The organism is Streptomyces sp. NPDC056734, from assembly GCF_042790455.1.
Lineage (GTDB): Bacteria > Actinomycetota > Actinomycetes > Streptomycetales > Streptomycetaceae > Streptomyces.
In genome coordinates this window covers 47,821-60,547 of sequence record NZ_JBHTZD010000024.1, presented here as the reverse complement: position 1 = coordinate 60,547, position 12,727 = coordinate 47,821, and the positions used below count along the sequence as shown (strand labels likewise).

Below are 12,727 nucleotides of genomic sequence, written 5' to 3'. Positions count from 1 at the left end.
TCCTTGGACCGTTCCTCGATCACGTCTTGAAGTTCGCCGTGACGACTCGTCCTGGTGTCCGCCATGAGCGTGCCGCGCGGATACGGCAATCTGCCGTGGCTGAGCATCGTCGGTGGCATGGCGTGTATGCGTGTCATGGCGCTCGTCACCTCTCGTCCCGCCTGGGCGTACGTGTCTCACCCAGGAGAACTTCCGCTGTGTGGGGGGAGCTTGCACACCTCATGCACAACCCCGGGCACGGGAGGGGCGCCAGTGCCACCATGGGACATGACGGAAGTCGAGCGGGAAGACGCAAAGACATGAGCGTGACCAGGAATCCCGGACCCGGTGCCAATGTGGCCCTCCGCCGTAAGACGCGGGGCTTCAGCCAGGTCGCCCTCGCCCGGCGGGCAGGTGTGTCGGTGTCGTTGCTGAGCAAGATCGAGGTGGGCGACCGCGCGCTGACCCAGGGCATCGCCGCCGCTCTCGCCCAAGCGATGGGCCTGACCCTGGACGAGCTGCTCGGCACGGCTCCGGTCGGGCGTGCCGACGAGAGCAGCCTCACCGACCTCAATTACGTCGTCCGGCGGTTCGAGATCCCGGGCCCGCCACCACCGCACCCGGAGGATCTGCCCTACGCGCTGGCTGAGCTGAACGCACACCGCCACCGCACCGAGCTGTCGGCCGTCCTGCGGAAGCTGCCGGGTGTGCTGGCCGACGTGACCCACCACGCGCACGCCACCCAGTCCCCCGACGCCTGGACCCGCGTCGCCGACACCTACAGCGTGGTCTACTGGCTCGCCGCCCGGCACCGCTGGATGCACCTCGCCGAACTCGCCGTCATGAAGCAGCGGTCGGCCGCCGAGCGCGCCCACCCGATCGCGGCCACCGTCGCGGCGCGTGACGAAGCCGGAGCCTTTCTCAACTCGGGTGACTTCGCCGGCGGGCTGGCCGTGGTGGACCGGGCGATCGTGGAGGCGCAGTCGGTGCTGCGGGGCCGCGAGCGCGCGTACGGCCTGGGCATCCTGCATCTGCGCGGGCTGACCCTGGCTGGACGGGTCAAGGACAAGGCGACTGCGGGACAGCACATCGACGCGGCGTGGCGGGTGGCCGAGGAGTTCCCCGAGGACATCGAGGACCACGGCATCCACTTCGGACCCGAGAACACCGCCGTGCATGTCATCGCGACGGCCTCCGACATGGAGGACTACCGCGAGTCGCTCGACACGGCCGCTGATCTGATCCGGGGCGGACTGACCCTCCCGGCCACCCGGATCGCCCCGCTGCACATGAACATCAGCCGGTCGAAGCTAGCCCTGGGCGACCGCGAAGGGGCACTCGCCTCGCTCGAAGAGGCGTGGGACGTCGCCCCGGAGATGGCCAGGGTGCACCCGACGAGCCAGGAGCTGATGCGCGTCCTGACCTCCCTGCACCAGCGCAGCAACCCCCGCCTCACCCGCCTCGCCAAGCGCGCGGGAGTGCCCTTCTGACATCGGTCGAGCGAGGGCAGAGTGGGTGCTGCGCGACGCGATGCGGCATCGTCCGGCCGGGTGGAAGGACAGCGGGCCGAAGCCGCGGCCCTCAACGGCGGCAGACGAGGATGCCGCCCAAGCAGGTGACCTCGAAGGCTCCGTGCTCGGCGATGTGGTCGACCAGGATGGCGTGGGCCCGCTCGATCGTGGCCCCGAAAGGCACGTCGTGCTGGTCGGCCCACGCTCGGTAGGAGGCCATGTGCGCGATGACCGGCTCGGGGTCGTGGACCGTGATGGTGCCGGGCAGTTCGATCGTCTCCACCTGGTCGAATTCTTCGCGCAGCAAGGCCGGGGCCTTCTCCAGGGAGAAGCGGGCGCTGAGCGAGATGCGGGCGGGGCCCCGTCCGCTGCCGAGGATGTCGCCTGCGGCTCGCTGCCACAGAACGTCGAGTTCCGCTTTGTCCCGGTCGCTGTTGGTGGAGGCGATCACCAGGCCGTCACGAGCGACGATGCGGGACAGCTCTCGCACCGCCTGGGGAATGTCGGGGACGTGGTACAGCATGTGCAACGCGAGTGCCGCGTCGACACTCGCCGTGGCCAACGGCAGGCGGGTGGCGTCCGCCACGGCGACCGGGCCGGGCACTCCGGCGAGGATGCCGGGAGCGATGTCCACTCCGAGCAGGGCCAGTTCGGGCCGGTCATGGCGGAGCCGTTGAAGGAACTTGCCGTTGCCGCAGCCGACATCGACCACCCGCCCGTGTACGCCGCTCAGCTGCTCGGCGACGATGCCGGGGAGATCGTGACGGGGCGTCTGCCACTGATACAGCGACTGACGCGCGGCCAGGTCCCGGTCTGTGCGGTAGGCGCTATTGGTGAGGCGGTCCCGGTCCGTGACGGCGGCATCGTGTGCGGCGGACGGTTCGGTCACGTTGGCAGCTCCGGTGGGTGGGCGGCTGATGAGGCCGCGAGGAAGGCCGTGTGCTGGAGTCGTTCGCGAAGGTGCGTGGCCTGCGCGGCTCCACCGTACTGCGGCGCGCTCAGTTCCTGGCCCAGAGCCCTGAGCCGGCGCACGATGCTGGCCGACATACGCTCCGGCGGGGATGCGAGGACGAATCCGAGCATCGCCTCGGTGCCGTCCAGGTCGCCCAGGAGCAGCTGGCCGCGGGCGAGATCGACATGGGCGGCGAACAAGTCTCCGACGGACCGGTCGTCGTCATCGGCGCTGCGGTAGAGCCGGATCGCGGTCTCCGCGCTGACCATGGCCTGCTGAACATGGTCCCGCCCGCCCACGGCCAGGTTGGTCGTCCCGGCGTACGCGAACTGCTTGGCGGCCGGGAAGGCGAAGATGCCCGGCACCTCATCGTGGCCCGACATCGCTTCGTAGGAGCGTTCGGCCTCCGCGAGAGCGGCCACCGCGCCCACCCGGTCTCCGACTATCGACAGCGCCCGTGCCTCCAGGCTCGCCAGCCGGGTTCCGATGCTGCCGCGAGCCCGATGGCGGCGCCCCTCTTGCGCCAGCCGTGCCGCCAACCGGTATCGCCCGGTCCAGTAGGCGATCAGAGACTCCACGGCCCGCACCCAGGCCAGCATCCCTTTGTGCCCGGCCGCCTCGGCGCACGCCCGAGCGGTACGAGCGTGCGTGGCAGCGGAGTGATAGTCGCCCAGGTCCAGACAGACGTGCGCCGACAGCCCGCACAGCCGGGACACAGCGACGTACAGGTCGAGGGTCTGTCGCGGATGCTGTCGCCCGCGTAGCAGCTCGAACGCTCCGTCCCGCAGGTGCTTGATCTCGACATAGAGCTCCAGCAGCGGATGGCTGACGTAACCGCGGGCGAGTCGCGCGACATCGGCCTCCAACTGCTCGATGACGAACTCGTCGACATTGCGTTGGGCGATGAACCGGGCGAACTCGGCTGACATCTCCGCGTCAGCCGAGACGGGACCCACACCGGAGCCCGAAGGCCCGGCAGTCCGCGCGGGCCGCTCCCGCGAAATCCCTGAGGCGTAGCTCTCCGCACTCCGGAGACTCTTGCTGAGGGCCACAGCCCGGTCGAGCACCGAGACATCGACACCGAAGACCAGCGCCAGGTACTTACGGGTGTACGGAACCGGGAAACGCGCTTCGCGCTCATAGCGCCCGATCTCCTTACCCGTCTTGGCGGCACGCCCTTCCAAGGCGTTGTACTCGTCGGCCACCCGCTGCTGGGTCCAACCGCGTGCAGTGCGGAGTCGACCGAGCAACGCGCCGATCCCGGTGTCGTCCATCTCTCTCCCCGGAATACACGGACGCTGGCCCCCATAGTGGCCTCCTGTATGGCCCCCGCGCTGGCTCCCGACTCGAACGAAGGACAGTGGTTGGCTGTTGGCATGCCCAGCAGGCTGCCCGAGGATGCGGACATCCTCGTACCGGACCGAGCCTTCGGCGGCGGGTCGGCCGGGTTGGTCGCCGACCTCTGGCCACCACCCACGGGAGGCATCGCACGTGCCGCCTCCGCCTTGTGTCCCAACCACCCCGTTGCATGGCCACACCCCAATCGAATGAACCCGACCCACCACAGGGGGACACGCTGTGACGACCCACCCCGTCTCACCGAACACCGTCCTCGCCAATGCCCTCCACCACACCGAGGATGTACTGACCCCACGCGTCCTGGCCGGCCGGCCGGAACGGATCGTGCTGGTCGTCGGCACCCAGATCAACGGTGCCCCGCACATCGGGACCTCGCTCGTGCAGTCCCTGGCCTTCGCCATGGCCGCCCGCCTGCGCGACCGCTTCGGCATCCCCACCCAAGTTCTCTTCAGCGCCCTCGACAACGCCCCCTACGAGCTGACCATCGACCCGGTCAGCGGCCACCGCTACCAGCGCGCCTACGCTCAGGCCCTCGGCGACGAGGCCCTGACCGACCTGGTCACCGCCCTCTACCGACCCCTGTTCACCGCGCTGTCCCGGCGCCTGGGCATCCCCCATCGGGTCGAGACCTACAGCCAGCAGCAGGCCGGTGAGCACTTCCGCCGCACATGGCTGCGGCTCCTGCCCCGCCTGGACACCGCCCGCTGGTGGCTCGCCCCCTCCACCGGCAACCCACACCTGCGCGTCCCCTGCCCGCACACCGGCTGCGGCTGGGCCGAGAAACATGCCGAACGCACCCGAGTCCACCTCACCGACCGCGAGACCGCGTACGTCACCGCCGTATGCCTCCACCATGGCCCCTACGAAGGGATCGTCACCCCGACCGGAGGCGTCTACCTCGACTTGGCCACCCTGTACCGCAACGCGGTCAAGGAACTCGCACTGGCCAACCCCCACGGCACCCTCCATGTCATGGTCAAGGGTGGCGACTGGGTCTTCGGCTCCCACCTGGTGGACGAAGCCCTCCAGGCCGTCGGCCTCACCCGTGCCCAATTACCCGCCCGGTTGTTCTGCCCCCAGGTCGTCACCGAGACCGGCGCCAAATTGTCCAAGTCGCTGATCCGCGAGGGCCGCTCGTCCCTGCCCGGAGGCGTGGCCGACTGGATGCTCGACACGCGGCAGTGGCCCGGGAGCGTCGCGGAGTACGCCGGGCACCTGCTGACCCTGACCGATACCTTGCTGTCGGACCCCCGCCACTTCTTCCGTGCGTACTCGGCTGCCGAGATCGGCCGTATGTTGGCCGCACCAGCTACCAGGAGCGTTCCCGCCCCATGACCGACACCACCGCCCGCGTCCGCGAACTGCACCTCTACCGCCAGTACTTCGACCTCGTCACCGCAGGCACCAAGACCATCGAGGTACGGGTGAAATACCCGCACCTCGCCGACCTCGCCGCAGGCGACATCATCCGGTTCCGGATCAAGGGCACCGACAAGACGTACGAGGTCAAGGTCGAGCGCGTCACCGAGTACCCGGACTTCGAGGCCCTGCTCGACACGGAAGGGCCGGCCAACGTGAACCCGACCGCCACCCGGGAGCACCAGCTCGCCAGCATCCGTGCCATCTACCCGCCCGAGAAGGAAGCCCTCGGCGCCCTCGCGATCGAGATCGGGCCCCTCATCGCCGTACGCCGGAGCACGACCGACCTCTAGCGACACCGTCGAGAACATCGACGTAATGGGGGTGCCCGGGAAATCGGTGCCCCGCTTCATCCCCGTCGATACGATCTTCCCACCCATCCTGGCCGTCCTGGAGGAACAGACGTGACACAGCGCAACGCTGACGACCGGCCCGGGATCGCCGCAGCCATCGTCGTGCACGACAGCCGGGTGCTGATGGTGCGGTCGGTCAGTGAGGGCCAACTCTCCTGGCAGTTCCCGGCCGGAGAGGTCGAGCCCGGTGAGTCGCGCGAGAACGCCGCCGTGCGGGAGACCAGGGAAGAGACCGGGCTGAAGGTGAACGCCCTCGGACTGCTCGGTGAGCGCGTCCATCCGGCGACCGGCCGGCTGATGTCCTACACCGCCTGCGAAGTGGTCAGCGGTACCGCGCACGTCGCGGACACCGAAGAACTGGACGAACTCGCCTGGGTCGCCCACGCCGACATTCCCCAGTACGTCCCGTACGGACTGTTCGAACCGGTGCAGCGGCACCTGGACGCCACCCTGGGCTGACGTCGACACTCGGCAGATGGAAAGGCGCCTCGACCGCGCCGCCGCCTCCCGCTTCGGGAGACAGGGAGGCAGGGAGACGGAGAACGGGAGAAGGGGCCCCGGCGTGAGGGGCCCACTTCCGGCCAGGACGGGTCAGCGAACCTCCCCCATCAACCCCTTGACCCTCCGCCGATACATGAACACCGCCACCCCCGCCAGCACAGCCAACGCCGCCTCCGCCGCCACCACACCCGTCTTGTTCAGGTCGACCCCGTACGTAGACAGCAGCCCCGTCACCGCGTCCCCCGCCGTCACCGCCAGGAACCACACGCCCATCATCTGCGAGGCGTACTTCGCGGGGGCCATCTTCGTCGTCACGGACAGGCCCACCGGGGACAGCATCAGCTCGCCCGTCGTCTGGCAGAAGTAGATCAGGACGATCCACCACGGGGAGACCGCGCCACCGTCGGCCGCCACCAGGGGGAGGAGGAAGACGAAGAACGAGATGCCGACCAGGACCAGGCCCCCGGCGAACTTGACGATCGTGCTCGGCTCCCGGCCGCTGCGGGCCAGCGCCAGCCACACCGTCGCGAAGATCGGTGCCAGGGCCATCACCAGGACCGGGTTGACCGACTGGAACCAGGAGATCGGGAACTCCCAGCCGAAGACCTGGTTGTCGACATGCTGGTCGGCGAAGAGGGACAGGGTCGAGCCGCCCTGGTCGTAGATCATCCAGAAGACGGCGGCGGCCACGAAGAACCAGATGTACCCCGACACACGGGACTGCTCGGCGCCGGTGAGGTCCTTGTCGCGCTTTATGCGGGCCAGGACCGCGATCGGGACGACCAGGCCGATGATCATCAGCGGGACCATCACCCAGTTCAGGGTGTACGTGCCCGTGCCGACCACGATCGCGTAGAAGACGACCGCGATCAGCAGCCAGATCATCGACTTGCGCAGCGTCGCGCCCCGCTCGGCGAGGTCGAGCGGCTTGGGGACGATGCTCGACTTCGCCGACAGATGGCGGCTGCCGAGCAGGAACTGGGCCAGGCCCAGCGCCATGCCCAGCGCGGCCAGCGCGAAGCCCAGGTGCCAGTTGACCTTCTGGCCCACCGTGCCGATGACCAGCGGCGCGGCGAACGCGCCGAGGTTGATGCCCATGTAGAAGACCGTGAAGCCGCCGTCGCGGCGCGGGTCGGTGGGGCCGTCGTACAGCTGGCCCACCATCGTGGAGATGTTGGACTTGAGGAGGCCCGAGCCCATGGCCACCAGCAGGAGGCCGAAGTAGAAGGTGCCCGCCGTGGGGAGGGCCAGGACCAGGTGGCCGGCCATGATGACCGACCCGGCGATCGCGACCGTCTTACGGGGGCCCCAGACCCGGTCGCCGAACCAGCCGCCCGGCATCGCCAGCAGGTACACCGTCGAGACGTAGACGGAGTAGATGGCGATCGCCGTACCGGCGTCCAGGCCGAGCCCCGCCGGGGCGACCAGATAGAGGGGGAGCAGGGCCCTCATGCCGTAGTAGGAGAAGCGCTCCCACATCTCGGTCATGAAGAGCGTGGCCAGTCCGCGGGGGTGGCCGAAGAAGGTCTTCTCGGATCCGGATCCGGGGGTGCCCGGGAGGGCCGAGTCCTTCGTCAGGCTGGACGCCATGGGTCGTTCCTTGCTGTCGGGACGCGCCGAAGGAGCGGGGCGCGCCCGGTGGGGGAGCCGGCACCGGCCGGTCGGACCGTCCATCCCACGCCCACGGGAACTCCGCCCCGGGTCACGGGACGGCGGACGACGACCACCGGGATCCACGCCTCTACGCGCGTCACTGCGCTACGAGGCCCGGCCACAGGTCATTCCGTTCGGGCCGGCGGTCAGCCGGCCCGCACACAAAAGAGACCCTCAGCGTCAAGTGCCGCAGAAGGTCCCTGTCGGTGCTACAGGCGTTCAATCACCATAAGGGAGGTAAATCCATGGTATGGGGGGACTTGAGATGCATATCACAGGCTGTGACGGAAACGTAAGCAGCCGTTCCGCTTAACCGCGAGCGACGTGACCGATATATCCGCCATGTGCATCAGTAAGAATCCGTCCAGGCGATCTCACCTCGGTGTCGTGGCCTGCGGGACTACCATCACCCCATGACCCGTGTACTGCTCGCCGAGGACGACTCCTCCATTTCGGAGCCCCTGGCCCGCGCGCTGCGCCGAGAGGGCTACGAGGTCGAGGTGCGGGAGGACGGACCCACCGCACTCGACGCGGGCATGCAGGGCGGCGTCGATCTGGTCGTACTGGATCTCGGCCTGCCCGGCATGGACGGTCTGGAGGTGGCCCGCCGACTGCGTGCCGAAGGCCACACCGTGCCCATCCTCATCCTCACCGCCCGCGCGGACGAGGTCGACACGGTCGTCGGCCTCGACGCCGGTGCCGACGACTACGTCACCAAGCCCTTCCGGCTCGCCGAACTCCTCGCGCGGGTACGCGCGCTGCTGCGCCGCGGCGCAGCCGAGCCCCAGCAGCCCCCGGCCACCCACGGCGTACGGATCGACGTCGAGTCGCACCGCGCCTGGATGGGCGAGGAGGAGCTACAGCTCACCGCCAAGGAGTTCGACCTGCTGCGGGTGCTGGTGCGCGACGCGGGCCGGGTCGTCACCCGTGACCAGCTGATGCGCGAGGTCTGGGACACCACCTGGTGGTCCTCCACCAAGACCCTGGACATGCACATCTCCTGGCTGCGCAAGAAGCTCGGCGACGACGCGGCCAACCCCCGCTACATCGCGACCGTGCGCGGCGTCGGCTTCCGGTTCGAGAAGAGCTGACCCCCACCGCACATGCGCCGCCGACTGATCCAATCCACGCTCGCCGTCGTGCTCGTCGTGATCGCCGTCTTCGGCGTCTCGCTCGTCATCGTCGAGACCCGGACCATCAGCGAAGCCGCCCAGGACCGGGTGGAGTCCGAGTCCGTGCGGCTGGCCAGCATCGTGGACAGCCGCATCCTCGGGCACGAGGAGATCTCCGCCACGATCCTGGGCGAGCAGGTCGGCGAGGGACAGTACGCGGTCGTACGGCTGCCCGGCCGGCCGCCCATCGAGATCGGTGAGCGGCCCACCGGCGACGTCATCGAGCACACCGCCCGCGGCGAGGAGGGCGAGACGGTCACCTTCCAGGAGCCGCGCTCCTCGGTGACCGACGAGGTCGGCCGTACGCTGCTGATCATCGGCCTGGTCGCCCTGCTCGCCGTCATCGCCGCCGTCCTGCTCGCCGTCCGCCAGGCCAGCCGACTCGCCTCCCCGCTCACCGACCTCGCCGAGACCGCCGAACGCCTCGGCTCCGGCGACCCGCGCCCCCGCCACAAGCGCTACGGCGTCCCCGAGCTGGACCGGGTCGCCGATGTGCTGGACGCCTCCGCCGAGCGGATCGGGCGGATGCTCACCGCCGAGCGCCGGCTCGCCGCCGACGCCTCCCACCAACTGCGCACCCCGCTGACCGCGCTGTCCATGCGGCTGGAGGAGATCACCCTCACCGACGACCCGGACACGGTGAAGGAGGAGGCCACGATCGCGATCGCGCAGGTGGAGCGGCTCACGGACGTCGTCGAGCGGCTGCTGACCAACTCCCGCGACCCCCGCACCGGCTCCGCCGTCTCCTTCGACCTGGACGAGGTCATCCAGCAGCAGCTCGCCGAGTGGCGCCCCGCCTACCGGCAGGCCGGACGGGCCATCGTCAGCTCCGGCAAACGGCACCTCCAGGCGGTCGGCACCCCCGGCGCGGTCGCCCAGGTGCTGGCCGCGCTGATCGAGAACTCCCTCATGCACGGCGGCGGCACCGTCGCCCTGCGCACCCGCGTCACCGGCAACCAGGCCGTCATCGAGGTCACCGACGAGGGACCCGGCGTCCCCGCCGACCTCGGGGCACGGATCTTCGAGCGCGCGATCAGCGGCCGGAACTCCACCGGGATCGGGCTCGCCGTCGCCCGGGACCTCGCGGAGGCGGACGGCGGTCGACTGGAGATGCTCCAGGCACAGCCGCCGATTTTCGGCCTCTTCCTGTCCCGGAACCCACTGATGAAGGAGTCGAAGGAGTCGGGGGACGAGGGGCGGACGGTCCGCTAGCCCCGTCCCTGCGGTCCGCTAGCCCGTCCCTACGGGGGCTCGGCAGATCCCTTCAAGGGCTCGCCCGACGGTCCCGCCGGTCCCTGATCCCCCCCCGGTACGCCGGATCACACCCGGGCGCGCGCCCGCTGCTGCCGCTCCCGCTGCCGCTGTCGTACCGTCTGCGGCTTCTCCAGGAACGATTCCGCGCCCCCCACCGCCCCCGCCGCCTCCACCGTCCCGGCCGTTCCCGCCGCAGCCTGCGGCTCCCGCGCGGGCAGCGCACGGAACACCCAGGAGCGATACGACCAGAACCGGAACAGCGTGGCGATCCCGATGCCGAGGAACTTGAAGATGTTGTTCTGCATCGGGGTGTCCCAGCCGAGCCCGTACGTCGCCAGGTACAGCACGCCGTTCTCGATCACCAGCCCCACCGCGCTGAACAGCAGGAACAGGGACATCTCGCGGGTACGGCGGTTCTTGTCCCGGTCACGGTAGGTGAAGTAACGGAACCCGATGTAGTTGAAGACGATGGCCACGACCGTCGCGATCACGCTGGCGCGTACGACCTGGAGGTCGGTGACCGCCCGGACCAGGTTGAAGACCAGCAGATTGACCAGGAGGCCGATCCCGCCGACCGCGCCGAACTTGGCGACCTCGCGGGTCAGCCGCCGCAGGCGCGGACGGAAACCGCTGGTGGGCGTCGTGAGGAGCCCTGAGGAACCACGTGCCATGGCGGAGAAGGCTCCCGTCGGGTCGAAGGCGTCTGTCGGGAAAACGAAGGCGTCAACTCCGCCATGCTAACCAGCCCCCTTCCGTGATCGCCCCCGGACTAGCTCACGGGTTCGGAAAGAAACGGTGAGAACGGGCGGATCCGGGTGGCCGATACCCTGTGGGTGTGACGTTCCCGGTAGTCGGCATGGTCGGCGGTGGCCAGCTCGCTCGTATGACACACGAGGCAGGCATCCCGCTCGGCATCAGGTTCAAGCTCCTCAGCGAGACCCCCCAGGAGTCCGCGGCGCAGGTCGTGAGCGAGGTCGTCATCGGCGACCACCGCGATCTGGAGACGCTGCGCGCCTTCGCGCGGGGCTGCGATGTGATCACCTTCGATCACGAACACGTCCCCATCGAGCATCTGCGCGCCCTCGAAGCGGACGGGATCCCGGTCCGGCCCGGCCCGGACGCCCTGGTGCACGCCCAGGACAAGGGCGTGATGCGGGCCCGGCTGGACGCGCTCGGCGTGCCCTGCCCGCGCCACCGGATCGTGACCGACCCGGCGGACGTGGTGCGCTTCGCCGCCGAGGGCACCCACGGGGGGCGGGGCGAGGGGCAGGCCGACGGGCGGGCCGATGGCCAGGGCGACGGCCGGAGCGGCGGGCAGAGCGACGGCTTCCCCGTCATCCTCAAAACCGTCCGCGGCGGCTACGACGGCAAGGGCGTGTGGGTCGTCCACAACGCCAAGGACGCCGCCGAGCCCTTCCGCGCGGGCGTCCCGGTGCTGGCCGAGGAGAAGGTCGACTTCGTCCGGGAGCTGGCCGCCAACGTCGTACGGTCCCCGCACGGCCAGGCCGTCGCCTACCCGGTGGTCGAGTCCCGGCAGGTCGACGGCGTCTGCGACACCGTGATCGCGCCCGCGCCCGAGCTGCCCGAGGCACGGGCGCTGGCGGCCGAGGAGATGGCCCTGCGGATCGCCAAGGAACTCGGCGTGGTCGGCCATCTCGCCGTCGAGCTGTTCGAGACCCGCGACGGCCGCATCCTCGTCAACGAACTGGCGATGCGCCCGCACAACTCCGGCCACTGGACCCAGGACGGCGCGATCACCTCCCAGTTCGCCAACCACGTCCGGGCCGTCCTGGACCTGCCCCTCGGCGACCCCCGCCCGCGCGCCAGGTGGACCGTCATGGCCAATGTCCTGGGCGGCGACTACCCCGACATGTACTCCGCGTACCTGCACTGCATGGCCCGCGACCCCCAGCTGAAGATCCACATGTACGGCAAGGACGTGAAGCCCGGCCGCAAGGTCGGCCATGTCAACACCTACGGCGACGACCTCGGCGACGTACTGGAGCGCGCCCGTCACGCAGCCGGCTATCTGAGAGGCACGATCACCGAATGAGCCCTGTTGTTGGCATCGTCATGGGGTCAGACTCCGACTGGCCCGTCATGGAGGCCGCCGCCCAGGCCCTCGCCGAGTTCGAGATCGGCTACGAGGTCGACGTCGTCTCCGCGCACCGGATGCCGCGCGAGATGATCACGTACGGTGAGCGCGCGGATGGCCGGGGGCTGAAAGTGATCATCGCGGGGGCGGGCGGCGCCGCCCATCTGCCCGGGATGCTCGCCTCGGTGACCCCGCTGCCGGTGATCGGCGTACCGGTGCCGCTGAAGTACCTGGACGGCATGGACTCCCTGCTGTCGATCGTGCAGATGCCGGCCGGGGTGCCGGTGGCCACGGTGTCCGTCGCGGGCGCGCGCAACGCGGGCCTGCTGGCGGCCCGCATCCTGGCCACGCACGACGCGGAACTCCTCGGCCGGATGCGGGACTTCCAGCAGGAGCTGAACGACCAGGCGACCGAGAAGGGCAAGCGGCTGCGCGCGAAGGCCGACCACTCCACCGGCTTCGGCTTCGGGAAGTGACGG

At 69.7% G+C, this 12,727-nt stretch carries 12 protein-coding genes and 1 pseudogene; 9 read left to right on the top strand and 4 right to left on the bottom strand.

Going from position 1 to position 12,727, the window contains the following annotated elements; translation table 11 throughout:
* The first annotated feature begins 299 nt into the window (after nucleotides 1-299).
* Nucleotides 300-1,469, top strand: a complete 1,170-nt coding sequence (locus tag ACFRFC_RS30790; protein WP_382691891.1) for a helix-turn-helix domain-containing protein — start codon at nucleotides 300-302, stop codon at nucleotides 1,467-1,469.
* A gap of 91 nt (nucleotides 1,470-1,560) precedes the next feature.
* Here ACFRFC_RS30790 and ACFRFC_RS30785 read toward each other — a convergent pair whose 3' ends face one another.
* Both ACFRFC_RS30785 and ACFRFC_RS30780 read right to left on the bottom strand, forming a co-directional pair.
* Complete coding sequence (locus ACFRFC_RS30785; RefSeq protein ID WP_382691890.1) at nucleotides 1,561-2,379, bottom strand: class I SAM-dependent methyltransferase; 819 nt, start codon at nucleotides 2,377-2,379, stop codon at nucleotides 1,561-1,563.
* Nucleotides 2,376-3,716 carry a helix-turn-helix domain-containing protein gene (locus ACFRFC_RS30780; protein ID WP_382691889.1) on the bottom strand — a complete coding sequence of 447 codons (1,341 nt, stop codon included), beginning with the start codon at nucleotides 3,714-3,716 and terminating at the stop codon, nucleotides 2,376-2,378. Before ACFRFC_RS30780 ends, ACFRFC_RS30785 begins: the two co-directional genes overlap by 4 nt.
* 304 nt (nucleotides 3,717-4,020) lie before the next feature.
* Here ACFRFC_RS30780 and ACFRFC_RS30775 point away from each other — a divergent pair, with 304 nt between their 5' ends.
* From ACFRFC_RS30775 to ACFRFC_RS30760, 4 genes and pseudogenes are all read left to right on the top strand, one after another.
* Complete coding sequence (locus ACFRFC_RS30775; RefSeq protein WP_382691888.1) at nucleotides 4,021-5,136, top strand: hypothetical protein; 1,116 nt, start codon at nucleotides 4,021-4,023, stop codon at nucleotides 5,134-5,136.
* Entirely contained in the window at nucleotides 5,133-5,513 is a 381-nt protein-coding gene (locus tag ACFRFC_RS30770; protein ID WP_382691887.1) for an ASCH domain-containing protein, read from the top strand. Before ACFRFC_RS30775 ends, ACFRFC_RS30770 begins: the two co-directional genes overlap by 4 nt.
* Nucleotides 5,506-5,628 (top strand): annotated as a pseudogene (locus ACFRFC_RS30765) (NUDIX hydrolase); the annotation flags it as partial. The gene ACFRFC_RS30770 and the pseudogene ACFRFC_RS30765, both read left to right, overlap by 8 nt.
* Nucleotides 5,625-6,032, top strand: coding sequence for an NUDIX hydrolase (locus tag ACFRFC_RS30760; RefSeq protein WP_382691886.1), 408 nt, complete (start codon nucleotides 5,625-5,627; stop codon nucleotides 6,030-6,032). The pseudogene ACFRFC_RS30765 and the gene ACFRFC_RS30760, both read left to right, overlap by 4 nt.
* 132 nt (nucleotides 6,033-6,164) lie before the next feature.
* On the opposite strand, the gene ACFRFC_RS30755 is transcribed toward ACFRFC_RS30760, so the two are convergent.
* Nucleotides 6,165-7,664, bottom strand: a complete 1,500-nt coding sequence (locus tag ACFRFC_RS30755; RefSeq protein WP_382691885.1) for a peptide MFS transporter — start codon at nucleotides 7,662-7,664, stop codon at nucleotides 6,165-6,167.
* Nucleotides 7,665-8,140: 476 nt separating this feature from the next.
* Between ACFRFC_RS30755 and ACFRFC_RS30750 the strand changes: the two genes are divergently transcribed.
* A complete protein-coding gene (locus ACFRFC_RS30750; protein WP_355739402.1) occupies nucleotides 8,141-8,818 on the top strand; it encodes a response regulator transcription factor in 678 nt (225 codons plus the stop codon).
* 12 nt (nucleotides 8,819-8,830) lie between these two features.
* On the top strand, nucleotides 8,831-10,111 hold the full coding sequence (locus ACFRFC_RS30745) for an ATP-binding protein (protein WP_382691884.1): 1,281 nt from the start codon (nucleotides 8,831-8,833) through the stop codon (nucleotides 10,109-10,111).
* Nucleotides 10,112-10,218: 107 nt separating this feature from the next.
* Here the strand turns inward: ACFRFC_RS30745 and ACFRFC_RS30740 are convergent, their stop codons facing one another.
* Nucleotides 10,219-10,824, bottom strand: coding sequence for a GtrA family protein (locus tag ACFRFC_RS30740; protein WP_382691883.1), 606 nt, complete (start codon nucleotides 10,822-10,824; stop codon nucleotides 10,219-10,221).
* Between the two features lie 164 nt (nucleotides 10,825-10,988).
* Between ACFRFC_RS30740 and ACFRFC_RS30735 the strand changes: the two genes are divergently transcribed.
* Both ACFRFC_RS30735 and purE read left to right on the top strand, forming a co-directional pair.
* Nucleotides 10,989-12,206 carry a 5-(carboxyamino)imidazole ribonucleotide synthase gene (locus tag ACFRFC_RS30735; RefSeq protein ID WP_382691882.1) on the top strand — a complete coding sequence of 406 codons (1,218 nt, stop codon included), beginning with the start codon at nucleotides 10,989-10,991 and terminating at the stop codon, nucleotides 12,204-12,206.
* Complete coding sequence (purE, locus tag ACFRFC_RS30730; protein WP_382691881.1) at nucleotides 12,203-12,724, top strand: 5-(carboxyamino)imidazole ribonucleotide mutase; 522 nt, start codon at nucleotides 12,203-12,205, stop codon at nucleotides 12,722-12,724. Before ACFRFC_RS30735 ends, purE begins: the two co-directional genes overlap by 4 nt.
* Nucleotides 12,725-12,727 lie beyond the last annotated feature (3 nt).